23 protein-coding genes, 1 tRNA gene and 1 pseudogene are annotated in these 24,431 nt (G+C 49.0%); 9 read left to right on the top strand and 16 right to left on the bottom strand.

Annotation, left to right across the window (positions count from 1 at the left end; translation table 11 throughout):
• Positions 1 to 163: 163 nt before the first annotated feature.
• The 5 genes and pseudogenes from AC5JLB_RS17505 to AC5JLB_RS17525 all read left to right on the top strand — a co-directional run.
• A complete protein-coding gene (locus AC5JLB_RS17505; RefSeq protein WP_495875109.1) occupies positions 164 to 1,111 on the top strand; it encodes a hypothetical protein in 948 nt (315 codons plus the stop codon).
• Between the two features lie 423 nt (positions 1,112 to 1,534).
• The gene (locus tag AC5JLB_RS17510; RefSeq protein WP_495875110.1) at positions 1,535 to 3,391 is read left to right on the top strand and encodes a transposase; all 1,857 of its coding nucleotides are present in this window, start codon (positions 1,535 to 1,537) and stop codon (positions 3,389 to 3,391) included.
• Between the two features lie 3 nt (positions 3,392 to 3,394).
• Complete coding sequence (locus tag AC5JLB_RS17515; protein WP_495875111.1) at positions 3,395 to 4,261, top strand: AAA family ATPase; 867 nt, start codon at positions 3,395 to 3,397, stop codon at positions 4,259 to 4,261.
• 30 nt (positions 4,262 to 4,291) lie between these two features.
• The gene (locus AC5JLB_RS17520) at positions 4,292 to 4,822 is read left to right on the top strand and encodes a TniQ family protein (protein ID WP_495875112.1); all 531 of its coding nucleotides are present in this window, start codon (positions 4,292 to 4,294) and stop codon (positions 4,820 to 4,822) included.
• A 158-nt stretch (positions 4,823 to 4,980) separates the two neighbouring features.
• Positions 4,981 to 5,250, top strand: a pseudogene (locus tag AC5JLB_RS17525) (type I restriction endonuclease); the annotation flags it as partial.
• On the opposite strand, the gene AC5JLB_RS17530 reads toward AC5JLB_RS17525, so the two are convergent.
• A complete protein-coding gene (locus AC5JLB_RS17530) occupies positions 5,189 to 5,407 on the bottom strand; it encodes a hypothetical protein (protein ID WP_495875113.1) in 219 nt (72 codons plus the stop codon). The pseudogene AC5JLB_RS17525 and the gene AC5JLB_RS17530 sit on opposite strands and share 62 nt — an antisense overlap.
• 34 nt (positions 5,408 to 5,441) lie before the next feature.
• On the opposite strand from AC5JLB_RS17530, the gene AC5JLB_RS17535 reads away from it, so the two are divergent.
• Positions 5,442 to 5,573 carry a hypothetical protein gene (locus AC5JLB_RS17535; RefSeq protein ID WP_495875174.1) on the top strand — a complete coding sequence of 44 codons (132 nt, stop codon included), beginning with the start codon at positions 5,442 to 5,444 and terminating at the stop codon, positions 5,571 to 5,573.
• Positions 5,574 to 5,604: 31 nt separating this feature from the next.
• Here AC5JLB_RS17535 and AC5JLB_RS17540 read toward each other — a convergent pair whose 3' ends face one another.
• Positions 5,605 to 6,312: a PD-(D/E)XK nuclease family protein gene (locus tag AC5JLB_RS17540; protein WP_495875114.1), complete on the bottom strand. Its 708-nt coding sequence runs from the start codon at positions 6,310 to 6,312 to the stop codon at positions 5,605 to 5,607.
• A gap of 80 nt (positions 6,313 to 6,392) precedes the next feature.
• Positions 6,393 to 6,716, bottom strand: a complete 324-nt coding sequence (locus tag AC5JLB_RS17545; RefSeq protein ID WP_495875115.1) for a hypothetical protein — start codon at positions 6,714 to 6,716, stop codon at positions 6,393 to 6,395.
• 123 nt (positions 6,717 to 6,839) lie between these two features.
• Here AC5JLB_RS17545 and cas12k point away from each other — a divergent pair, with 123 nt between their 5' ends.
• The gene (gene cas12k, locus AC5JLB_RS17550) at positions 6,840 to 8,765 is read left to right on the top strand and encodes a type V CRISPR-associated protein Cas12k (RefSeq protein ID WP_495875116.1); all 1,926 of its coding nucleotides are present in this window, start codon (positions 6,840 to 6,842) and stop codon (positions 8,763 to 8,765) included.
• A 1,305-nt stretch (positions 8,766 to 10,070) separates the two neighbouring features.
• Here cas12k and AC5JLB_RS17555 read toward each other — a convergent pair.
• Positions 10,071 to 10,143 (bottom strand) — tRNA-Thr (locus AC5JLB_RS17555).
• Between the two features lie 203 nt (positions 10,144 to 10,346).
• Between AC5JLB_RS17555 and AC5JLB_RS17560 the strand changes: the two genes are divergently transcribed.
• Positions 10,347 to 11,090, top strand: coding sequence for a hypothetical protein (locus tag AC5JLB_RS17560; RefSeq protein WP_495875117.1), 744 nt, complete (start codon positions 10,347 to 10,349; stop codon positions 11,088 to 11,090).
• 82 nt (positions 11,091 to 11,172) lie between these two features.
• Here AC5JLB_RS17560 and AC5JLB_RS17565 read toward each other — a convergent pair whose 3' ends face one another.
• The 9 genes from AC5JLB_RS17565 to AC5JLB_RS17605 form a co-directional block, all read right to left on the bottom strand.
• Positions 11,173 to 12,078 carry a hypothetical protein gene (locus tag AC5JLB_RS17565; RefSeq protein ID WP_495875118.1) on the bottom strand — a complete coding sequence of 302 codons (906 nt, stop codon included), beginning with the start codon at positions 12,076 to 12,078 and terminating at the stop codon, positions 11,173 to 11,175.
• Positions 12,079 to 12,132: 54 nt separating this feature from the next.
• Complete coding sequence (locus tag AC5JLB_RS17570; protein ID WP_495875119.1) at positions 12,133 to 13,347, bottom strand: hypothetical protein; 1,215 nt, start codon at positions 13,345 to 13,347, stop codon at positions 12,133 to 12,135.
• A gap of 496 nt (positions 13,348 to 13,843) precedes the next feature.
• Positions 13,844 to 14,209, bottom strand: coding sequence for a hypothetical protein (locus AC5JLB_RS17575; protein WP_495875120.1), 366 nt, complete (start codon positions 14,207 to 14,209; stop codon positions 13,844 to 13,846).
• Between the two features lie 117 nt (positions 14,210 to 14,326).
• Positions 14,327 to 15,292, bottom strand: coding sequence for an RluA family pseudouridine synthase (locus AC5JLB_RS17580; protein ID WP_495875121.1), 966 nt, complete (start codon positions 15,290 to 15,292; stop codon positions 14,327 to 14,329).
• Entirely contained in the window at positions 15,292 to 15,657 is a 366-nt protein-coding gene (locus AC5JLB_RS17585) for a type II toxin-antitoxin system PemK/MazF family toxin (protein WP_495875122.1), read from the bottom strand. Before AC5JLB_RS17585 ends, AC5JLB_RS17580 begins: the two co-directional genes overlap by 1 nt.
• A complete protein-coding gene (locus tag AC5JLB_RS17590; RefSeq protein WP_495875123.1) occupies positions 15,654 to 15,905 on the bottom strand; it encodes a hypothetical protein in 252 nt (83 codons plus the stop codon). Before AC5JLB_RS17590 ends, AC5JLB_RS17585 begins: the two co-directional genes overlap by 4 nt.
• A 67-nt stretch (positions 15,906 to 15,972) precedes the next feature.
• Positions 15,973 to 16,338 (bottom strand): Lin0512 family protein, encoded by a 366-nt coding sequence (locus AC5JLB_RS17595; RefSeq protein ID WP_495875124.1) that lies wholly within the window; start codon positions 16,336 to 16,338, stop codon positions 15,973 to 15,975.
• Positions 16,339 to 16,423: 85 nt separating this feature from the next.
• Positions 16,424 to 16,681: a ubiquitin carboxyl-terminal hydrolase 14 gene (locus tag AC5JLB_RS17600; RefSeq protein WP_495875125.1), complete on the bottom strand. Its 258-nt coding sequence runs from the start codon at positions 16,679 to 16,681 to the stop codon at positions 16,424 to 16,426.
• Positions 16,682 to 16,798: 117 nt separating this feature from the next.
• Positions 16,799 to 18,463: an FAD-dependent oxidoreductase gene (locus AC5JLB_RS17605; RefSeq protein ID WP_495875126.1), complete on the bottom strand. Its 1,665-nt coding sequence runs from the start codon at positions 18,461 to 18,463 to the stop codon at positions 16,799 to 16,801.
• Between the two features lie 201 nt (positions 18,464 to 18,664).
• On the opposite strand from AC5JLB_RS17605, the gene AC5JLB_RS17610 reads away from it, so the two are divergent.
• Positions 18,665 to 20,089 (top strand): ATP-binding protein, encoded by a 1,425-nt coding sequence (locus AC5JLB_RS17610; protein ID WP_495875127.1) that lies wholly within the window; start codon positions 18,665 to 18,667, stop codon positions 20,087 to 20,089.
• 63 nt (positions 20,090 to 20,152) lie between these two features.
• Here the strand turns inward: AC5JLB_RS17610 and AC5JLB_RS17615 are convergent, their stop codons facing one another.
• The 3 genes from AC5JLB_RS17615 to AC5JLB_RS17625 all read right to left on the bottom strand — a co-directional run bounded on the left by AC5JLB_RS17615 (position 20,153) and on the right by AC5JLB_RS17625 (position 24,242).
• Positions 20,153 to 21,079, bottom strand: coding sequence for an SMP-30/gluconolactonase/LRE family protein (locus AC5JLB_RS17615; protein WP_495875128.1), 927 nt, complete (start codon positions 21,077 to 21,079; stop codon positions 20,153 to 20,155).
• A 72-nt stretch (positions 21,080 to 21,151) separates the two neighbouring features.
• On the bottom strand, positions 21,152 to 21,724 hold the full coding sequence (locus AC5JLB_RS17620) for an antibiotic biosynthesis monooxygenase (RefSeq protein ID WP_495875129.1): 573 nt from the start codon (positions 21,722 to 21,724) through the stop codon (positions 21,152 to 21,154).
• A gap of 193 nt (positions 21,725 to 21,917) precedes the next feature.
• Positions 21,918 to 24,242 carry an FdhF/YdeP family oxidoreductase gene (locus AC5JLB_RS17625; RefSeq protein ID WP_495875130.1) on the bottom strand — a complete coding sequence of 775 codons (2,325 nt, stop codon included), beginning with the start codon at positions 24,240 to 24,242 and terminating at the stop codon, positions 21,918 to 21,920.
• Positions 24,243 to 24,431: the final 189 nt, after the last annotated feature.

The raw sequence follows: 24,431 nt of genomic DNA on the forward strand, positions 1-24,431 counted from the left end.
GTAGATACGCTTAAATCTTTTGTGCTTCTGTCCGAACTAAAGGGGTCACTTCAAGCGTCAATATGAAATACTACTACCTTTAGCTCGTCTTTGGGCTACAGAAGGTAATCCTGAAGATGCGGCAGAAATTTATTTAATTCTCCTGGATATTGCTCCTGAACATTTGTCATTTGAAGACAGAGCTAACATTGCCACACTCTCATCTTTGGGAGGTTTTGGCGATATATCTAATGAGCAGGAGGTTAGTTACTATGAGGAGTGCATTGAGGTAGCAGGTTCAAGAGTTGCTACTCTATCCAATGCTGAGGACATCCTGAAAGAGCGAGCAAAGCTCTGGAGACAAATAAATCAGTTGGACAAATTTATCATTGCTTATGCCGATTGGCTGGATTGGCTAGCTAATCAGCAGCGGATGGATGACCTGGAGCTTGAGTTAGCCCACTTACGTACTATTGCTGCCAATCAACAAATCAACCGTGGACAGCACTTTGAACTTTTGGAAGGGCTTGAACCCTATGGTGCTCTTCTGCCAAAACTACGTTCGAGTCTGGCTAATGAGTACCAAGGAATTGCTATTGACGAAGTCGATAATGCTATACGGCAAGGTCGCTCAGAGGAATCTTTTTTCCAGGACTTAAAACGTGCCCTTTACTGCCTCAGCCCGGATATTGTCCCGCAACTCATTGAATACCAGCAACAAAGCAGAGATGAGGCAACAAAGCTTGGCATCCAAGCTTCCCCCTCTGGCGACAGTCAAGAGACGGTGCTTGATCTTTCATCCCTACGCTTGGCCTTAGTTGGCGGACATGAAGCAACTCGGCGCGAAGTAAGTCGAGAATTAACTTCCACTTATCGAGTGCAAGAAGTAGTTGAAGTAGCCCCCTCTAGCGAGGCATACAATAGCCGCAGTAATGTTCAAAGCAGAATTAATAACTGTAACCTAATTGTTGTTATTACCGGGTACATGGGACACGACCTTAGCAATATTGTCTCTGAGCTCAAGAGGGATAGTGCCCTTGCAGGGCAAGTGCTACCAGTAGCCTGCCGTGGTAAAAGTGGAGTCATTAGAGAGATTCTTCGAACTGTCACATATTACTCCGGCAATAATTGAGAGTGCATTTTTGAAGCTGGAACCCCTGAAAATTCTAGATCTCCTTTTGTAACTTTCACTGCCGATTTAATAGGGATATGTCGGCAAAAGTGATCGTCCTTCTCCCGCCCTTACTCTGATGAGTAACAAAAATTTATAGGCACGATCTCGATTACAACCTCTGAAGTAGAAGCTCTTTCTGGATAAAGGTCATTAACCTATCTTCTTAGTACCCAATACCCACTTTGTGAAAATTTGCGCTCGCAACCTTACTTCACTAAAACAGAGAAAAACCACTTTGTTTCTTGTGTAACTGGATCTCATAGGAGCGCTCGCCCTAGTGTGGCTCCTCGGCCCTCGCAAACTTCATGTCGCATCATCTAGATCTTCTGAGAAGGGAGTGGTATATTTTTACTACTCACACTACAAATATGGCAATCTCCAATGGACGAAAGCCACGTTTCCGGCTTAAATGCCGATTTGCAAGACTTCGATGCGGTTTTGTTAAGTGATCGCGCCTTCGACACAGATCCATCCCAAATCCTGATCGAATCATCAGACCCCCACAAACTGCGCTTTCGCCTCATGCAGTGGTTAGCTGAGTCTCCCAATCGAAAGGTGAAGGCGGAGCGGAAACGGAAGATCGCTCAAACTCTAGAGATATCGCCTCGTCAGGTGGAGCGATTACTGGATCAATACAACGGGGCTCGGTTGGACGAAACCGCAGGGATTGAGCGTGCCGACAAGGGACAACATCGAATTGACATCTATTGGCAGGACTACATCCGGCAAGTTTACGAGCAAAGCCTGAAGGATAAACATCCGCTCAAGGCCGCCGATGTGGTGCGCGAAGTCCAGCGCCACGCCATGATTGATCTGCGGCACTCAGAAGGCGACTGGCCCCACCCAGCCACCGTGTACCGAATTTTGCAGCCCCTGCTCGAACGGCAGAAGCGGCGCAAGACAATCCGCAATCCAGGGTCAGGTTCCTGGCTCACGGTTGAAACACGGGATGGGAAATTGCTGAAAGCGGACTTCAGCAATCAGATTCTCCAGTCTGATCACACGAAGCTAGATATGCGGATCGTCGATCAAGATGGCCAGCTCCTGAACTGGAGACCCTGGCTCACCACGGTGGTTGACACCTTCTCAAGCTGCCTCGTGGGCTACCATCTATGGCACAAGCAGCCCGGAGCGCATGAAGTCGCCCTCACCCTCAGACATGCTGCCTTACCCAAGCAGTATCCAGCAGACTATGAGCTGCAGAAAGCTTGGGATATTTGTGGAGTCCCGCTCCAGTACTTCTTCACTGATGGCGGTAAGGATTTGAGTTCATCGAAGCTGATCAAAGCGATGGGGAAGAAGTTGGGGTTTCAGTGTGAACTGCGAGATCGCCCGATTCAAGGCGGCATCGTCGAGCGACTATTCAAAACAATCAACACCGAAGTTCTCGCTCCTCTTCCGGGCTACATCTCAAAGAAGGAGAATGGAGCCAAACGGGCCGAGAAGGAAGCCTGTCTCACCCTAGAGGACCTCGACAAGATGCTTGCCCGTTACTTCTGCGACGACTACAACCATGCGCCCTATCCCAAAGATCCGCGTGACACGCGCTTTGAGCGCTGGTTTCGAGGCATGGGAAATAAGCTGCCTGACCCGTTGGATGAACGTGAGTTAGATGTTTGCTTGATGAAAGAGGAGCAACGGGTGGTGCAGGCGCATGGGTCGGTTTACTTCGAGACCCTGACGTACCGCTGTGAAGCCCTGCGATCGCGGAGGGGTGAATATGTCACGTTGAGCTACGACCCCGACCATATTTTGACCCTATACATCTACAGCCAAGCGACGGGTGATGAGGCCGGTGAATTTATTGGCTATGCGCATGCGATCAACCTGGACACGCAAGATTTGAGCTTAGATGAGCTGAAGCAACGGAACAAAGGCCGGAGCAAGGCTAAGCGGGAACATTCAAACTATGATGCGCTCCTCGCTCTCGATGCGCGACAAAAGGATGCAGAAAAAGGCAAGCAGGAGCAGAAGGAACGGCAGCGCTCCGAGCAGAAAAAACTGCGAGGCAAAAGCAAACAGAACTCGAAGGTGGTGGAATTACGGCAAGAGCGATCGGGCAAATCTGCTAGGCGTACCGAACCGATGGAACTCTTGCCAGAAAGGGTGGCACCCGACCCGCTGCCGCTGCCCCCTGTACCGCCTCAAACTCTTGAGTTTGCTACTGCCGCGCCTCAACCCGAAGGCCGGCATGAACTGGTGATTCGCAAAAATCAAACGTTGAAGAGGATTTGGTAGGGCATGGCACGATCCCAACTCGCAATGCAGGTTCCGGTAGAAGTTCTGGCTCCTCAGCTCGACTTAACCGAGGTGCTGACCAAAACGGCCGCGATCGAGGAGCTCTTCAAGACGGCCTTTATCCCAACGGATCGCACCTCACAATACTTCAGGTGGCTCGATGAATTGCGCTTGCTGAAGCAGTGTGGTCGAGTGATTGGCCCGAGGCAGATCGGCAAGAGCCGCTCGTCGGTGCATTACCGAGAAGAGGACCGAAAACGGGTTTCCTGTGTCACAGCCTGGTCCAATTCCAGCTCTAAGCGGTTGTTTTCACAAATTCTTAAAGATATCAACCATGCCGCTCCGAGGGGAAGACGACAAGACCTACGCCCTCGATTAGCGGGCTGTCTCGACCCCTTTGGGATTGAGCTGCTGCTCGTGGACAATGCTGATAATCTGCAACGGGAAGCCTTGCTTGACCTGAAACAGCTGCACGAGGAGTCAGGAGTGCCTGTCATCTTAATCGGCGGGCAGGATCTTGACAGCAGCCTGCAAAATTTCGATTTGCTGACCTGTTTTCCGACCCTGTTTGAGTTTGACAGGCTGGACCAAAACGACTTTCAGAAAACGCTGCGGACGATTGAACTGGATATTTTGGCGCTTCCCCAGGCCTCTAATCTATCGGAAGGAACTCCCTTTGAGATTTTGGCAACCAGTACGGAAGCTCATATAGGGGTTTTGATTAAGATTTTGACGAAGGCGGTGTTGCACTCGCTGAAGAAGGGGCATGGGAAGGTTGATGAGGCGATTTTGCGTAACATTGCCACTCGGTATGGCAAGCGATACGTTCCTCCAGAAGCGAGACGCAACCATCACCTAACTGATGGTTGAGACCAGATAGGGTTGAAGGAAGAAACTCATATGAGTCAGCTTGATGAGAATGTGTCCCGACTCGGCTATGTGGAACCCTTGGAGCAGGAGAGTATTAGTCATTACCTGGGGCGTTTGAGACGATTGAAGGCCAACAGTCTGCCCTCGGCTTATGCTCTAGGACAAGCGGCGGACCTTGGTGGAGTAACTGCGCGGTGGGAGAAACTCTACTTCAATCCGTTCCCGACAGAGGAAGAGTTGGGAGCGGTCGCCCGCCTCATTAGGCTAGATCCCTCGTGCTTCCAGGAGATGTTACCCCACCCGGGAATGACGTTGCAGCCTCGCCCAATCCGGCTCTGCGGGACTTGTTATGCTGAGGTCCCTTGTCATCGGATAGTGTGGCAGGACAAGGATGTTATTGCGGTTTGTCCGCATCACGAGGTGCGTCTGTTGGAGCGATGCCCCAGTTGCAAAACCCCATTTCAAATTCCAGCGTTGTGGACGGATGGGAGATGTCATCATTGCGGGATGCGCTTCACCTCAATGGCGAAATATCAAGAGAGAATCAAGAAACCTAGCTGAGAGATGCGATGCACAGCGAGAACTGCAAAACATCGCCAGTCCTGACCTGATCAATAACAACGAGATCTTTCATCGCTACCTCACTGAAGGCATCACCGTTAAATTTCATCGCAACGGCGAAACCAAAGGCGAACAGCTTTGGCTGAGTTGACTGGGAAACCCCCGAAAACAACGAATTTCTCGCGCTGAATCAGTTTACCGTCATTGAAGACAACCACAACCGCTGCCCCGACATTCTCCTCTTCATCAACGGGCTACCCCTAGTGGTGATTGAACTCACAAAAATGCCGCTGATGCCAAAGCCCACCTGCAAGCTGCCTTTAACCAATTACAGACCTACAAGCGCGAAATTCCTAGCCTCTTCACCTATAACAACCCTGTTGCTGTGGCACCTCTGCTCGTGCAGGTTCCCTCTCTGCTTCCTATAGCCGTTCCAGCCAATGGAAACGCAAACTCCCCAACGGCGGCATTGATAACAACCCCAACGAACTGGAAATTTTGACTCAGGGGATGCTCAATAAAGGCACCCTGCTCGACCTGATCCGTCACTTCACCCCTAGCCAGGGTCGGTGCCCGTAAAAGCATATTTTCGGCTACCTCAATCTTCACTCAACCTGCGATCGCCTACGCATCCCAATTGCGAGACAGCAAAATCATTCTCACTGGCGGACAGAAGTTAGCCCAACTAACGATCGAACATGATGTTGGCATCAGCATCGAAGAAACGTTTCACATTAATATGGATTGCTGAAGGCTTCTTCACCGAGGTCAATTTCTAGTCTTCAAAAAAGATCGTGGTTCTCTAAACTCTGGTCTGGCGGATTCTCCACTCGCTCTGGGCAGCACTGCAAGGGGATATCGCAGAAACGGCATTCCTGGAAGCTAGGAACCCTGCGAGCTGAGGTAGTGTTGCTGAGGATGGAAATCGCCTCCCGCAACTGTGCCTTAAACTCAACATTCACCTGACTCGCCGGGACATCGATGATACCATCGGCATAAACTAACCGCCCCTCTAACCGCAACCCCTGACAGCGCTCCACACTTAGCGGTACCAGTAGCATGTAAAGCAACACCTGATACAAGTCGGCATTTTTCGGCTTCCCCGTCTTGCAGTCCTCCACCCAAGCATCATTTCCCCGAATCGCCACAATATCTGGCTTACCTGCTACCCTAATTGCGTGCTGCCGCCCCGGCATCTCAAACCAATTCTCACCCTCTACATGCACCTCACACCCTTCCTCCTCTAACCAGGTGACTCGCTGGTTGAGCAACCTGCGGTGTCGGGCACTCCACTGTGCTGAGTCAAAATTGCTCGGCACCTTCCCATAGGTGTAGTGACTGCGAAACAAGGCAGACCAGTGGCACTGTAACTCGTCCGCCATTAGCTTTGCCAGCCAAGTGATCCATACAGACGGAACAATCTTCGATTCATAGGGAGCCATTGCACTACGGAGGCGAAACTGACAACTTGAGGCAGCGACGGCTAACATACCATCGTCCACTCCAACCCTTACCGTAAGCTTCAATCCCCAGCATGACCAGAAAAACTTGTCATCTGGCAAATAACAAGCTATCGTCGGCGCGGCTTCTTTTGATACATCTCCCGCAGCACCTGCAAATACTCCGGTTCCGTCTCAATCGTCCTCCAAATATGGTGGGTCAGAGCCAGCTTCTGCTTGTGCTTCTGGTTGGGAAACCTGCGGTGCTCTCCCTGCGAAAACCAGTGATTCACCGTTGTGACCGAGCAGTCGCAGATGAACGCCAGTTCCTCCCGTGACACCTCCCAAATCCGCAGAAACTCCTCAAGTTCCATCAATTCCTTGTGTGCCCATTGCAGATACAGTCGTAACGCACACCAGTGTGTAGGAGAGGGAGGTCGAGGAGCAAGAGCCATGTCAGCTAGCTTGTCAGGATGACAAGCTCTAGAGTATGATGCCTCTAGAGTAACAGTACACTTGTACTATTACCAGGCAACCAAGAACTTTTCAACCGTTCCCTCCGCTGGATCTTGCTAACTATGAGCATCATCACGATTCACTGTCGCCTAATCGCCCCTGAGCCGGTTCGTTGCCACCTCTGGCACCTCATGAGCGAGAGCAATACTCCCCTGATTAACGACCTGCTGAAGTGCGTGAGTCAGCATCCCGACTTTGAAACCTGGCAACGCAGAGGCACCATTCCAGGCAGCGCCGTTAGAGAGCTTTGTGAGCCGCTCAAAGCCGTGTATCCGGGTCAGCCTGGACGCTTCTACGCCTCTGCTATCCTCATGGTGACGTACACCTATGAGTCATGGCTGGCGCTCCAGCAGACCCGTCGCCACCGCCTGGATGGCAAGCAGCGCTGGATCAACGTGGTGAAGAGTGATGCTGAACTGCTTGACCTCAGCGGCTCTACCCTCGACGCCCTCCAAGAGCAAGCGCGAGCTATTCTGAACCAACTGGAGGCAGAGCATGAACCTGAGGCAGATCCCAATCCAAAACAGCGCCATTCGTCACGACAACAGGCTCATTCTGCTAACAATGTGAGCTTGATGACGGGTCTATTTGCAGCCTATGAGGCAACAGACGACATCCTGAGCCGTTGCGCGATCGCTCACCTGATCAAAAACGGCTGCAAGCTGGCTGCAACCGAAGAAGACCCGGAGAAATTTGCCCACCGCCTTCATCGCCAACAGAAAGAAATCGAACAACTTGAGGCTCAACTTCAGGCTCGCCTACCCAAGGGGCGAGATCTCACGGGAGAAGAGTTTCTGGAAACCCTCGCGATCGCGACACAGCAACTCTCTGAGACGGTTGCCCAGGCGCGAGAGTGGCAAGCTAAACTGCTAACCCGGCCTGCCTCCTTGCCCTATCCCATCATTTATGGCAGTTCCACAGATGTCTATTGGGGCAAGACGGCAAACGGTAGAATTGCTGTGGGCTTTAATGGCGTCGATAAATATCTCAAGGCGGCTGATCCGGATATCAAAGAGTGGCTCAAAGTCCATCGGGAATATCCCTTCCGGTTGTCCTGCGACCAGCGGCAACTGCCCTTCTTCCAGCGCTTTTTGGAGGATTGGCAAGCCTATCAAACCCACAAAGATAGCTATCCCGCAGGTCTACTCACCCTTAGTTCGGCCATGCTGGCCTGGAGAGAAGGCGAAGGGAAAGGGGATCCCTGGAACGTGAACCATCTCGCTCTCTACTGCACCTTTGATACTCGCCTCATGACCGTCGAGGGCACCCTAGAAGTCCAACAGGAGAAAGCCGCTAAAGCCCTCAAAAACCTGAGCCATGCCAACCCTGATCCTCGAAACCAGGCGACGCTCGCTCGCCTCAAGAATGTGCCTGGCCGCCCCAGTCAGAAACCCTACCAGGGCAATCCCGAAATCTTGGTTGGACTCAGTATTGGGCTAGCGAACCCCGTCACCGCTGCCGTGCTCAATAGCAGAACTGGAGAGGTGCTGACCTATCGGACACCTCGCACCTTACTGGGCGATCGCTACTCTCTGCTGAACCGGCATCGCCACCAGCAGCAACAAAACGCCTTGCAACGTCACAAAAATCAGCAGCGGGGTGTGAGGTACCAATCATCCGAATCAGAACTAGGACAAACGGTTGACCGTCTCCTGGCTAAGGCCATCATTCAACTCGCGCAAACCTATAGAGCAGGTAGCATCGTGCTTCCCAACCTGACGCATCTGCGAGAAGTGCTGAACAGTGAGATGACGGCTAGGGCAGAACAGAAGTGTCCCGGTCCCGTGGAGGCCCAAAACCGATACGCCAAGGAGTACCGGAGGACGCTTCATCGCTGGAGTTACAACCGGCTGATCGAGACGATCCGGTGCCAAGCTCAACAACATGGCATCCCAGTTGAACCCGGATTTCAACCCATCAAGGGCAACTCTCAAGAGCAGGCCAAAGATATGGCGATCTCCGCTTATCATGCTCGTGCTACAAAATAATCCAGCTTTGCAGTACATCTGAACCTAGACAAGTTAATATATTCATCAGCGCCGCAGTTCAAGCTTTCTGAGCCGCTGAACTGTGAAAAATGGGGGTCAGTTTAGTCGTCTCACGACGACTGTGCTTTCCGACCCTGGTAGCTGTCCGCTCGCTGACTGCCATCCTGGTGTAAATTTCAGTTTGAGATTTATGTGGGGATGGGAAGCTGCATTTGTTGAGTTCGTTCTTCAACTGTAGCGCAGGTGCGCACCCAGCAGAAGTGAGTTCAGCCTTCACCATAGGTGTGGGGGTACAGGAGCATTCTCTCTTCAGGTGACTGATGCAGAGGATGTGACTGGAGTGGCGGCTACCGAATCGCCTCCGAGCAAGGAGGAGTCCTCCATCATTTTTGGCAAACCGAAGCAAGGGCAAAATCCCTGGAGGGTTCGCCAAACCTCTAAACGATCCTGCTGGCAACACTTTCATCCATTTGAAAGTGGTCAGAGTAAGCTTTGGAGAAAGTCAAACGAGTACTTTTTAACCAGGTTGACCAAAAGGCAGCCTGGAGAGCTTACAGGAAAAGGATTCTAGCGCTGGGAGTCGCAATCGCCCTCCCAGACATGGGTGGGCGGAAAGGGACAAAACAGCAATTTCCCTGTGGATCTTCCGGGTCGCAATCGCCTTCCCAAACCTGGGTGGGCGGAAAGGGGCAACAATGTTCTGCCTTAGCTATCTAGGCCTCTAAAATTCCAATCAGCTTCCCAAGGAAAGAGGAGGTTAGTTGCATCTACTAAGCTTTATAAAAATACGGAGGACTGAAAGGAGCAGCTGATTTGTAAACTTGATTTCGGCTACTGCTCAATCCTCAGCGCTTATCTGAGACATTATGTTCTCAGATAAAGCGACACTAATTTGCGAATCGATAGGAAAGTGACACTGGCAACGTTAATCTGCGGACTTCGGCAAACAAATAGCTGATTAGCCGAGAAACGACATTAATTTGCGAATTGGGACGTTTAATGTCGTAGGTTAGAGCTGCTCCATAGGCGCACCACACTTACCGTTTTGCTAAGCACCTAATAGCGATAGGTATTGCATTAGGCGGATTAGCTGGTGAACGGCTAGGTCGTCAGTTAAGTTGTGGAATTTGGGACAGCACCCTCCTGTCCTTATCCCGAATAAAGCGACATCAATTTGCGAATTGCGCAATTAACACCGAACGCGACATCAATCTGCGAATTAGAGCAAAAAGAAGCTAGAACGACATTAATCTGCGAATTGCGACATTTAATGTAATGTGCGAACGTACAGTTGATTTTCCTGAAAGCTGGTGACAAGACTCGAACTTGCGACCGGCTGATTACAAATCAGCTGCTCTACCAACTGAGCTACACCAGCGTATGCGTTAGACATTGTAGCAGACAAAATCAGTTTTTTGTCCCCTAACTGAGAATTTTCTAGGGAGAAAAAGAGAAGCTGTTAAAACCTCTCTTTGAGCAGAGCCACGATCGCAGGTAGATTCTCCTCCTGATAGAGTTAGGGGTCGCTTTAATTTTCTTAATGTAGAAGCAACATAAATTCTAAAAAGTTGAGGCACAATTATGGTAGCCAATGCTGTAAGGCTCGATGATCGGCTCAGCGGTTTCAGTACAGAAGCACTCAAAGCTGAAATTCTATCTTTAATCAAAGACCGCGATGCTGAGCCGCTGAAAGAGAAGGTCGCGTTTCACAAAAACGAATTGGCTCCTTATTTTGAAGAGCTGCAGCGGCGTAATCCATATCCAGCTGTAGAAGATCAGATTCCTGTTGTCTTAGGTGTATGGACTCCTGTGTGGTCTACCATTCCTTTTCATGATGCGCTACCTGGTCGATTACACGATTGCTCTTATCAAATCTTTCGTGATAACGGTTATTACGCTAATATTGCGCGCTACGCTCCAGGAAACCGCTATAGCCTGCTGAAAAAGCTTTCTGCCTTTCTGGTTGCTTACGATTTCATGGTGATGCAGAAGTTTGAGGTGCGCGATGGAGAATGGTTTATTCAGAATGTTGCGATCGAGCAGAAATTCGGTAGACGGATTATTCCGCTCACGATTGAGCGGGCAGCAAACTGGTTTGATACCGTCTTGCGATCGCGATGGGAAGAGTTGACCGAAAAAACGGCGCTACCGAAAGAATTGAAGCTAGAAAATTTAGATAAAAACACAGTCAAGAAATTTGAGAAAACCTACTTAGCCATTCCCAAATTTGAGCATTTGTATGTAGACCACGACTTCCGTGTTGTAAAGACGCAGCGAGAAGCAAAGCAAAGGCCATCCTACACGATCGCTGTTCGTCGGAAGTAATTTTGGCTGATTTAGATTTTGCAGACGCAGTTATAGCATCAGGTTGAGTTAACGACTCTGAGCTACAAACTGCGTCTTTTTGCTATTGAGCCATTTTGGAGGCGATCGCGGCTTTTAACAGTCGCAGATTCGCCCCTAATGCTTGAAACTCTGCGTTGTTCGATAAGCTAATTAAAACCGGGTCGTTACTCTTTTTAACGAGCTGGTTGTACGCTCGAATAGCAGCACTTAATTGATTGACGTTGAGATTGGTACAGGTTTCTACTCGACCACCGCAACCCGCTGCTAAGCCATCACTGGCGATGAGAGTTTCCGTTAGAGATTGCGCTAACCCAATCACTTCAGCGTTACTGAGCTTGACATCGCCGAGCGAGGTTAGCATTGCGATCGCAGCTTTCACACTGGTAAGTGAGGATCCAGATACGTCTAATGCGGTCAGCACTCCCACTAGAGCAGCTGCCACCTTGGCATTAGGAGCAATAATCGTTTGAGAATTGGGTTGACCCGCTGATCCGGCTCCTGGTGTAGACATGAAACGAATTTCGATCTGCCGATTCAATCTTGGGATTAACGCGAATTTAACATCTCTACTAATACCTCTACGATCGCTACCGAACACATTAAATTGCCCAGGCTGAGCATTCAAATAGAGAACATAATTAGTAAACCTAGTGACAATATTGCTTGGTACACTACCTGCACGCTTTAGATCTAACCGAACAAATCCGGGTCGCTCCGGTTCAACATTCAGTTCGTTGGGTGGAACAGCGCGTTCAGAGAAAACAGCCCGCAGCTCACCAATCACTTCGTTATACAGAGAAGTCGGAATGTCAGGACGGGGAGTTAGGTTGCGCGGAGCTACCTCAGAGCCAGTATTAATTCCCGATGTACCACGGGGCGTATTGGCATTCACCAAACTACTACTCAGCAGGACGAATGAGATTCCGAGTGCGAAAACACGCTTAAAATAGGCAACAGGCTGATTCATACACCTTTAAAGAATAGACTGACAACAGACCGTAGACTTGCAAAAAATATAAACTTAGTACTGATACCCTGCGTAGTTAAAGCCGTAGCCAACCCCAAAAGAGAATAACGTCGCATTATCATTTCGGCTCAACACATTGCCTACGACTGCCGTCAGAAAAAGAGGCTGAGTCTTGATCGGAACATAGGAAACGCCGAGGTTGAGATCTTGCCCTGTCCAGCTTGCAATCACTGATGCTTGAGGAACAACGCGCAGACCCACGCTGCCAAACACACCAGAGCCGCCTCTGCCGTTTCTAATGTTGTTAAACGATCGGAAACGCCCGCCGCCTACCCCTAATGATGTCGTTAATGCCAAGGTATTGGTTGGATCGTTGGGGCGGAGATCAAACACTTTGCTGGCGACGCCGTACAGAGTAGAAACTGTGGTGCTGTTCTCTTCTCCCCAAGTGATGCCAGAGTCCCAGCCCAGCGCGATCGCAGATTTTCCAGGAAGCGCTCTGTGCAGCTTAAACCCAATGTCACCATTGCGGGCAAATCGTCTGAGACTACCAATGTTGGCACTCACTTCCAACCCAACCGTTCGCTGAGAATCTCCTAGCCCAAAGCCTGCTGATATGGCTCCATCGGCCCGATTCACCCGTGGTCTGCGGTTGGCAACCGAGAGACCCACAAAGGCGTCTCCATAATTTGCTCCAAATGCGGTAGGAGTGCCGACGGTAGAGCCGGGAAAAAACACAGGCGGGCGCAACTCGACTAACGGATCAATAATCAGCCTTTGTCGTAATGTTTCTGTTGACTCAGATGGTGCGGCTTGAGCCACCACACCTATTGAACTTGAAACAGGAGCGAGCAACCGTTGGGCACTGTCTCGACGGTGTTGCTGTAGAAACTCTTGTTTTGAAGTGGCTTCCGTTGGCTGAACTAGCGGCAGAACAGGGGTTTGAACAAGACCATTAGGCTGAGTTGCCTTTGTGTTAGGTTTTGCAACATTTTGCAGAAGAGCACTGTTTTCAGCACGGGCTGCAAGCTTGGCTTTACGCAGCTTCACCGGATCGAGGCGAGTATCTAGAGGTCGCTTAGGTATTTCTGCTAGTGGGAGAGCAAGTTGAGGCTTCTCAATAGGCACACTTGCAGCAGACGTTGAATTTGGTTGAGCTACGCTAACAGAGCCAGACAACCCCATCACACCTAAGACCGAGCTAATAGTAACCCATCGCATCCACAATCCAAAGCGAGGCTGATGATATGTATTTTTTCTGAATGCCATGATTTCGAGTCCACTGCTTGTATCAAAGGATTAAGTGAGGGGCGGCTCACGCAATCAGTATATTCAGCAAGTCAGTGTGATTATCCTGTAATTGCGCGCATTTTTAACCGCATCTAGCGCAGCAGTCTACGTATTTTTGTTTAGATAAAAAACAGCCAATGCTCATTCAGATTCTGTACCTATTAGAAGCATAAGTGAATAGTTGAGCTTTTTATATTTTGAGATTTTTATTTGTATACTATGAGCGGCTCTAACATTTAAGCGTTGGTTTTAAAGTTAATTTGAATTTTCTTTGCTATCCTAATTCTGATTTAATTGAGACTCAAATTTTGATAACAGCGTTTTCCAAATTATTCATTTCTCATTACATAAACCTTAGAATTGTCTAATATCAATTTCATTTGCTAATGCGACGAATCCTCGTGGGGCACGGCGCGGCCATGCCCTTATCGATCGCACATCTGTAGCGAGTATTTTTTGAATTGGGATGAGATAGCTACTCTTCTCCGCGATCGATGAGTTGACGAACTTTACTCACAGATTTTTCAACGAAACTAGTTTCTGGAACTTCCTTGCCCTGAGCATCCTTAATTCGCTTGTAGGGTTTAGGCATTTTCTCTGGATCTTGCCCTTCCTGGAGTCGTTGCTGATAGGTATCTTCCTGAATTCCAGTAGACGTACCAAAGCCGTCGTAAGCCCGTTCCTCCTGGTCTTCAGGCGAAATCGCATTGGATGCAGATGGGGCAGCAAAGCTGGCTTGACTGAGACCAACCCAACTCGTCACAGTCATCAAAGTGAGCAGGACAGCTACAGCAAGCGTCCGGGATAGGGTCGATTTCAAAAGGTTGAATAGCTTTCGCATGGTATTTCTCGAATAGTAAATGCCATGTACGATACTGATTTCTAAAATTTTGCTCTTCTTTCAAAAGTCAGAAATATCGCTTAAAAACTCCAACTGATAACGGATACAAACCGTAGATCAGTTCAACAACTCAGGTGGTTTAGCAATGATAACTAGTTCGTGTCCCTGGGTTGGATGAGTCAATCTCAGTTTGTAAGCGTGAAGATAATAGCCGCACTCTCCGGGAACCGATTCTTGACCAATAGCGTTTCCTCCCACACCATACAGCGGATCGCCCCAAAGCGGGTGTCCAGCAGCAGCAAGGTGAATCCGAATCTGATGCGGTCTGCCTGTCGGAATGATCACGTCTAACACGGTTGTATTAGGAATCAGCCCGTGCTTCAACACCCGACAATGACTAATTGCTTCTTTGCCAGTGTCAGTTGCGGCGTAGAGATACCCCAAGGTTGGATGAGCAACCTTTCCGATAGGTTGGGTCACAGTAAACGTTGCAGGCAAATCGATTCCAGTGACTAAAGCGCGATAGGTCTTCTGGATGCTGCGATTCGCTTCACCACACGTTGTAGAATCGCGGAACCCCTTTGATAAAACTGACCGTGCGATCGCGGTTTTTGCCAACAGCATTACCCCTGATGTTCCGCGCCCTAACCGATGCATTGGAATCGGTGGCTGCTCATAGTGGCGCTTTAGCCAACCTAAAAGCGTATGGTCGAGAAAGCCACCACCCGGTAGTACAGGCAATCCTGACGGCTTATGCAAGACCAATAGGTCATTATCTTCATGCAGGACAACAACATCCAATGGAACGGCTGGTTCAACCCAAGGCGGACGGTAATAGGACAGCAACTGTCCTGCTTTTAGCGGCTTTTGAGGATCGAGACTGACAGTATGATCGATGGCGATGAGACCCGCTTGGATGCGATCGCGCCAGTCTTGTCGGGAAGAGTGAGTGTAGCGAGTCGCATAGTAGTCGAGCAGCGTAGCACAACTGGTTGTGACGCGATCTTCATAGGTCCAACCTTGATTAAGAGTACCGCTCTGCATATCATCAGGCGAGCTAGACGCTCTGTGAGTAGAATTCATCAAACTGACGCATTCTGATCGTTTAATTGAAACACTCGTCTGAGACGTTCATTAAAAATTTCCGTCTGATGAATTCCTAATTTTCCTAAATACCTGAGCATCTGTCTGCGTTGTAACGTCACCATCCGAGTGACTCTGATTTTAGAAGCGACTTTTAACCCCGTTGTTAGAAATTCTGGATCTGATGCATAAATCGCAAATTCTCCATCTACTATGTCTTCAAGCTGCTGAGAAGAAATGAAGCAGAGTGTAATTTCATCTTTCCTGAAATCTACCGTCAGGAGTAGGGCAGGACGTAGTTTTGTTTGGCTCAAATCGGTAAACGGAAACTCGACTAGAACGATGTCACCTTTGCTGAGCGTCATCTAATCGCTTCTCCATCTGTGAGGCTGTAAAGGTCAGGTTCATCGTGTAGAAAGTCGAACGCTCCACCCTGCTCAGCAAGATGCATCAGTTCAAGGTCAGAGGGTTCAGAAATCTCATCGTATAGTTTTGCGTATAGCAAAGTTTGTTCGTCGGCTGAGAGAGTGTGAATGATTTGAACGAGAGAATCCACCAGCTTGACGTTAACAGTGCTACTAACGTGAGTGCTACTGATTTGGGTGTTGCTCATACTTCAATGACTTTAGCTAGACTGCTATTTTAAGTTTAAATCCATTACTAGGGTTTGAAGAGAACGCTCAAGGCATGTCTACAAATACTGTGACAGAAGCAACGGCAATGTACATATCATCGTTTTTATCGTTGAATTCTGCGATCGCGCGTCCCTGCACAATCATGCCGCCCGGTTCAACCTTGAGCGTTTTCTGGCCAAAAGGTAGCACTTTAAAAACTTCTTCTTCGCGTACCTGTTCAGGATGAGGAACGGCAACTTGAACTTCAATGATCATTTGATTGGGATGATCTAAGCCTGCGACTTCCCAAATACCCGGAAGGGCATTGTGCGCGATCGCATTTCTCACAGCACGTGCCGCCGCTACGGTCGGATCTTGTCCGTGCTGATCGATGCCCATTCCCATTTCAATGACAAATCGTTTTAACGCCATAGTGATCCCTCCAAACTGCTTCACTAGTGTAGTCTGGACGGAACGCAACTCTAACCACCGCCTCTAAGAATTACAGAGTCGAGGATTACAAAAAGGTTTGATCGACATAGCACCAGCGCCAGTTTTCGCCTGGCTCAATCGATCGCACAATGGGATGCTCTGTGGCATGAAAATGCTTCGTCGCGTGTTTGTTTTTTGAGGAATCACAACAACCAACGTGACCGCAGACAAGACACTCTCGCAAATGCACCCATGAGTCTCCGATCGCTAAACACTCTTCACACCCATTTCCACTAGGTGAAACATTTTGAATTTGATTAAGGTGAGTACAAGCTGTGTTCATTGTATAATCCTCAGTATTGCTAATACTTGACAAAAACCATTCTTTCGCGCTTCAGTATTACATTGCTTTTATTGATCTTGCATCATCACTCTTATTGCTCACTGCTCATCGTCTTCCCTACAGAACTTTACTGAGATATTGGTGAACAAATTGTACACAGATCGATCCTTCACCAACCCCAGATGCGACTCGTTTGATTGAATTGTGCCGTACATCTCCAACCGCAAACACGCCAGGAATATTTGTCTCTAGCAAATAGGGATCGCGATCGACAGACCAGCCTTTGATCGGATGACTATCGCTCTTTAAGTCAGGCCCCGTCAAAACAAAGCCTTTAGAATCGCGATTAATTGTGCCATCTAGCCAATTAGTACGGGGTTCGGCTCCAATAAAAATAAATAGAGATATGGCCGGAACCGTTTTTGTTTCGCCCGTGACGGCATTGGCGATCGCAATCGCTTCTAAACTGTTTTCGCCTTTGGCTTCGACCACACTGGAATACACCTCAACGGCAATATTTGGGGTTGCCTCAATTTGATCAATCAGATATTGAGACATGCTTTTGGTAAGCGATTCGCCGCGCACCAGCATCGTGACCTGTCTCGCGTATTTTGAGAAATACATCGCCGCCTGTCCCGCCGAATTCGCGCCGCCAATAATGTAAACATCTTCGTCTTGACATGCGATCGCTTCGGTCTGCGCCGCTCCATAATAGACCCCTGCGCCTGTCAACCGCTCCATCCCTGGAATATTGAGGCGTCGCCACGAAACGCCCAATGCCAAAATTAATGCATGACAGCTAATTTCGCTGCCATCTGCCAAGGTAATGATGCGATAGGGATCTTGGACGCGAATGCCTGTCGCTTCTTGCGGCGACAGGATCTCTACACCAAACCGTTTTGCCTGAGTCACGGCACGACGGGCCAAGTCGCTGCCGCTTAACCCCACGGGAAAGCCCAAATAATTCTCAATGCGAGAACTCGTGCCCGCTTGTCCGCCCGGAGCTTCGCGCTCTAGCATCACCGTCCGCAAGCCCTCAGATGCGCCATACACTGCCGCCGCCAGCCCCGCCGGGCCACCACCGACAATCACCAAATCATAAAACGGATTGCCGGCTTGAGTTTGCAGTCCAATTTGCGCGGCGATTTGAACTGGAGTCGGTTGCAGCAGACTTGTGCCGTCAGCAAACAGTACAAGCGGCAAATCTAGACGATTACATTTGGCGAACTCTGCTAACTGTTGGGCTTCTTCGGAAAGCTCAATGTCAAGCCACTCATAAGGCACTTGATTGCGAGCCAGAAAATCCTTCACCTGATGCGACTGAGGCGACCAACGATTCCCAATCACCCGAATGCCTTCAAACGGAGGGCGAAACGACGCAAACCAATCATCGGTTAAATCGTCTAAAACAGGATATAGCCGTTCTTCAGGTGGATCCCACGGTTTCAGCAGATAGTAATCGAGTCTGGCCGTGTTGATCGCTTGAATTGCTGCATCGGTGTCCGCGTAAGCAGTCAGCAAGACTCGTTTTGCCGTTGGAAATAGCTCGATCGCTTGCTCTAGAAACTCCACCCCGCTCATTTGGGGCATTCGCTGATCCACCAGAAATGTAGCAACGGCTTCATTCTTGAGCTTTAGTTGCTGCAACACTTCTAGCGCGGCTCCCCCCGAATCTGTCCGAATAATCCGAAAGCGATCGCCGTACTGCTTGCGAAGATCCCGTGAGATCGCGCTCAGAACGTCAAGATCGTCGTCTACCGTGAGGATGACTGGTTTCGCCATAAACTCTATCTTTGTAGGTGAAGTTGGTTCTAGCGTAAAGCCGAACGGGTGAGGTCGGGTCTGCCTAAAGGAGGAGCATGATCACCTCGAAGTTAAGGACACTCAATTTAAGCGATCGCGGTTTTCTAACCTAAGCCTCTTACCGATCATGTTCTGCCCGAGCGATTCATCTGCCCGATTGATTCAGGAGAAGTCTGTGTCATGCTGTGTATTGAAGAGTTACAGAAACTTGAATTGTTTCAAGCCTTGCCCGAGGATCGACTGCATTGGATGTGCGATCGCGCTCAGCCAATCGATCTAAACCCTGATCAAGTGTTGTCTCATGAAGGTGATCCGCCGGGTGGCTTTTTTATTCTCATGTGTGGTCACCTTGGGCTGACTCGCAAAAGTGGTGGGATCGAGATGCCGATCGGGCAGCATGAAGCGCCGTCGTTTTTTGGCGAAATTCCTGTTATCACGGGTGAACCTGTTCCTGTGACTGTGCGGGCAATGTCCCAGTGTCACCTCTATGAGCTATCGGCAGATGACTTTCTGACGTTGCTACACCAGTGTCGCGCCTTTGAGCGAGTAGTGTTTCAAACCGTAGCACGGCGATCGCGGGGGTTAGAATCGTTCATTCGCGGTCGAGAAAAAATGGCGGCACTGGGAACGCTAGCGGCAGGACTGGCGCACGAGTTAAACAACCCAGCAGCAGCGCTCGTGCGTGCCCTAAAAGAAGTGACGCCTGCGCTGCTCGAATTGCAGCGCATGAACTTAGTCTATGGCGGACAAAAGATCGAAGAAGCTCATACTGAGCAATGGCTGAAGCTACGAGATCAGGGCTATGACACAATCGCCAACAGGCGCATCGATCCATTAAAGATGAGGGATCAAGAAGATCAGCTCTTGGAGTGGCTAGAAGATTATGGCGTGAAGGAAGCGTGGAAGTTAGCTGAGCCGATGGCGGAAGCGGGCATGAAGGTAGAGGCTCTAGCGCCCATGATGGAGCGGTGGAAAGATGATTCGACCGAACTGCGAGACATGGGACTGCGCTGGCTCGGACTGTCGTTTGAAGTCATGTCGATGATTACAAGCGGCTTGCGGGGGGCCGAGCGCATCTCGCAACTGGTACACTCGATGAAATCTTACTCGCATCTTGATCAAGGGGCGCGGCAAATTGTCGATGTGCATGAAGGACTCGAAGACACAATTCGATTGTTTTCATACAAGCTCAAACAGGGCGTCGAAATTCGGCGATCGTACGACTCGACGATGCCGAAGATTTGGGCATATGGCAGTGAGTTAAACCAAGTGTGGACGAATCTAATTGATAACGCGATCGATGCGATGAATGAACAAGGTGTGCTTAAGATCACCACTCAGCATCATGGCGATCGCATCGAAGTTTCCATCACCGATTCGGGAGCCGGTATTCCGGCGGAGGTGAGATCGCGAATCTTTGAGCCGTTTTTCACCACAAAACCTGTGGGCAAAGGCTCAGGATTAGGATTAGAAGTAGTGAGGCGAATTGTTGAAAACCGCCATCAGGGAACAATTTCGCTCGAATCCCGCCCTGGTAAAACTGAATTTACCGTTTGCTTGCCAATCTTACAAAATAGCTCTAGCAATCCCTCAACTACTGCCTAGCATCTAATGGCTTCGCACTAAGAGTTCAGAGATCAAGAAAACGTTAGATTGCAAAGTGCCTACTTATACCTCTAGTCCTTCTACACCCAAGTCCAGTCGCACTACTTGAGCAGCCTGGACGCCAGTAGACGGGGGTAGCGACATCCCCCCATTCGTAACAACGTAGACGCTTGTGCGTTCGGCTTTACCGTTTCGAGGAGAATCGCCATAACCGAAGGACAACGCAGTGCTACCTGTCATGCCTTGTTCAGCTTTAGCAATTGTAGTGATTTGCTTGTCGGGCGAAATCCGAATTACGCTGTTGTAAACGTGGGTTGTGCCATAAAGATTACCGTGAACATCAAACGCGAAATCATCTAGATTGACATCGGTCAAAAATACTTCTGGTGTTCCGGGTATTCCGTCTTCTGACATCGGGATTCGAATCAGGTGTTGACGCTGTGTGTTGGAAGCAAACAGTGAGTTGTTATAAATTTTGATACCGTTAACGGCTGGGAAAGGATTACTTGTGTCTGAACGGGCTAAGCAGTCATCTTCGATCCAAACTTGCGCTGTTTTGGCGGCGATATTAATATCCCAAATTGCTCCTTTATAAGAATCGGCAACCAGATAATGCTGATCCTTGAGGGGTGTCATTCCGTTCAAGAAAATTGCCTCAGGAATTGTAACAAGGGACTCTACCATTCCGGTGGAATCAACCCGAAAAATTGTAGGAGTTTTTCCTTTGGTAGAACCTGCAACGATCAAATCTCCAGTGCGATCGATGGCAATCCCAGCAACGTTACCCTCAATCTGAGCAAACTCGCTCTGTTCACCGTTTGGAGTCAGACGGTAGATTTTCCCTTCCTCATAACTGGTGATAAAAATATTGCCTTCAATATCAATTGCAATATTTTCTAGAAAGGTGTTGACTGGAAACTTTGCAATCGTCTGTGCTGGAATGATCGCTTCTGGTATGTGTTCAAAGATTGCTGGAAGTTGACTAGTCATAGTGTTTCCTGCTATATCGCTTTTTGTTTCAGTCACCAAATATTAATTCACAATTGTTGAATTCTCAAACCTCTATGCTTTTGGTTTTGGATAGAGCCAAGCAGAAAATAATTTAGTGACACGCGGCATCACAACATAGGTAGTTAGAAATAGCATAATGACTGTGACAATTAGACTACGAAGCAACGGGGGCAGTGATCCTAGGAGAGGTTGCAGACCTAGATTTAGCAGATTGATGAGCGGAAAAATCACAAGTAAACTGACGAACAGCATTTTATAACGAGGCGGTGGAGTGATTGCCCCTTGAGTGGACAATGTGAACCATGATTCAAGCCCGGTCAAAATCTGAAACTGGCCTGAATTTACCGTAAGACGATTTGCTCGTTCTAGTAATCGGTGACGAACCGGAGAATTTTCCCATTGTCGCAGGTGACTCAAACGGTCGAACTTGAATACAATTCGATACTCAGAATTCGCGTGATTGGATGGGCGAAAAACGCTGACTCCCAAATGCCCTTCAAATGTTTCAGCCGCGTGAATCAGATCCGCTAGCACTTGTTCAAATGCTGCTTCACAGTTAGGTTTAATCTGCTGAAGTACATCGACTGTCACAGGCTGATCATTAGGCTGATTTGTCTTGAGCATAAGTGTTTCTCTTGATTTATTGATAAAACCATGTCCACTTCAGACGCTCTAGGTAGCTGTTGAGATAAAGGAGAACTAATCGATCAGTGCAAAGCGCAACTTTAGAGAAAATGGCTTTGCCAAACTCCAAACAACTATATTCGGTGAACCGTATTTTAGACTGTCACCGTTGTAACGTGAATACTGCCTTGACTTATGAGCTTTTGTTAGGTTCACCAGCAAGTGATAATAGAGGAAATTGGGCGTAAACCGCGATCGGAACTCGCTTAAACGCAGGCGTGCCCGATCGCGCTTCAATTTTGGCGTTGAAAATCACATTCACTTCTGGGTAAAACATCAGCGCTGCCCCTGGTCGAATTGCTCCATAAATAATTTCGACATTTTCTAGCTTGCCTGCATTTCCCTGCACAATGACTCGCCCATGTTCCTGCAATCCTGCTCGCTCTGCATCAAGTGAATTCATCAAAATGCAGTTGCGGTGAGGCATTCCTCGATACTTGTCGCCAATTTTGTAGACAACAGTGTTGTGCTGAGAATAGCTCCGAGCCGTAATTAGGGACAACACTAAGCTATGGTCTGGCGCATTTAAGTCTTTCGGTTGGGGCAGCGTTAGCGTGGGTAATGGCGTTGTAAACATTGACGCTTTACCCGACGGAGTGGAGAATTTTGGCTCGGTTAGAATGCGACCTGCGATCGTAAACTCTTCTTTGGTCGCATCAATTGTCTTCATTTTCTCGTAACCCGGAACCGTCTCGCCAATTAGCTGCCGCACATATTTCGTATCTTGCAATTTACGCCAATTCACGGGGTATTCACCATGAACTCGCCCCGCTAATTCGGTCAGAAATTCCACTTCTGGAACCAGATCAGCCTCCGTAAGATGAGTCTTTCCCTCGTCGTTGAGGCGCACAAAATTGTTACCCGATTCGACCGTTGTTTTATGCGGATTCTCAAACCGATTGAGTACCGGAATAATAATTGTGTTGTGCTTCGCTAAGCCGTTGAAATGCCCGATATTAGGCTTTGTTGCCAGATAAATCACCGTTTCAATCTGAGCGATCGCGCGTTTTGCTTGGGTTAAATCGGGGTTTGCGCCGTACAAGTTGCCGCCCAAACAAATCAGTGAATCGATTTTGCCATCATCTGCTGCTTCGATCAATGCGCGAGTATCGTAGCCTTTGACTCGGCTGAGTGGACGTCCTAACAGCGTTTCGAGGGCTTGCTGCATCTCTTGCTTCAACCCATGCGCCGTCACGCCCATCGATCCAAATCCCTGAACGTTAGAATGTCCTCGCACAGGCATTACTCCTGCACCTTCTTTACCGACATTCCCAGTCATCAGCGCGGTGTTGGCAATACTGTAGACATTATCGACTCCGTTTGCATGTTGGGTAATGCCCATTGCCCAGCCAAAAACCACTCTCTCTGATGTTCCAATTATTGTTGCAGCCGCTTCGATTTCGGGTTGCGAGACTCCACATGTTCCGGTAATCGTTTCCCAAGAAGTGAATTGGGCTTGCTCTACGATCGCTTCCCATCCTTCAGTGTGCGCTTGCAAATATTCAGTATTGAGGAAGCCTTGCTCGATCAGAGCTTTTTGAATGCCGACAAACAGAGCCACATCGCTACCAGGAATCGGCTGAAGATAGAGCGACGCAATAGGAGAGCCGGGAATAAGAGATTTGATCGGAAACGCTGGCGAACCAAATTTGACTAATCCGATTTCCATCACTGGATTAATCACAATGATTTTACCGCCACGCTTGGCTTCGCCAGAGCCGGAGGCACCGCGCAGTTTAATCAATTCATTCATCAATCGGGGGTGATTGTAAGCAGAATTTGCCCCCGTCAGCACTACACAATCTGCGTGTTTAAGACTTTCTAAACTCACCACCGATGTCTTTGTCGCGAACATCTGATTGAGCGCAAATGTCGAAGGCGCATGACACAAATCAGAACAGTCTGCCAAATTGTTTGATCCAAGTGCCCGGATCATCAGTTGCAGCAAATACGCCGCTTCATTCGACGATCGACCGGAACTATAAGATGCCACTCGTTCAGGAGACTTACGCAATGCCGCTGCTGCAAGGTCGTAAATTTCATCCCAACTGATTCGTTCGTAGTGAGACTTCCCCGCTCTCAAAATCACAGGAAAACTGAGCCGCCCCAACCGATCTGCTTCCATCGAGGTGAGTTGCCCAAGTTCCTCAATGCTATGTGTGTCAAAAAAGTGAGTCGGAATTGCAGGCTTAATTTCTGCCGAAATTGCTTCGACGCTTTTCATGCAGCGCTGAAGTTTTTCGCCCTCTTCGTTGGTAAAGCCTCCCTTTTGCCCGCCTGTGCCCCACGAACACGAGAGACAAGCGCTATTGTGAAACAGCGTTTTCCAAAGTTTTGGTCCTTCGGGCGACAGCGTATGCTCTGCCCAATATTCAATGACTGGCAAACCGCCGCCGATGTCGGGCGTCTGATCGTTCGTCTTATCAAAGGGAGGGGTCGGGTGAATATCTTGGGACATAATACGGCTCCGGTTGGGGGTGCGATTAGCAAATCCGTTGGTCGCAGAACCCCATTGCGGTTGCTGCGGAGTTGTGCTTTGCGCTTCGCGCTAGTGATCAAAATTACATCAACATTCGATCTTACAGAGGCAATATACAAGCCAAAAAAATAGAGACGCAATATTTACGTCTCTACTACTATAAACAAA

This window comes from Myxacorys chilensis, from assembly GCF_059505265.1.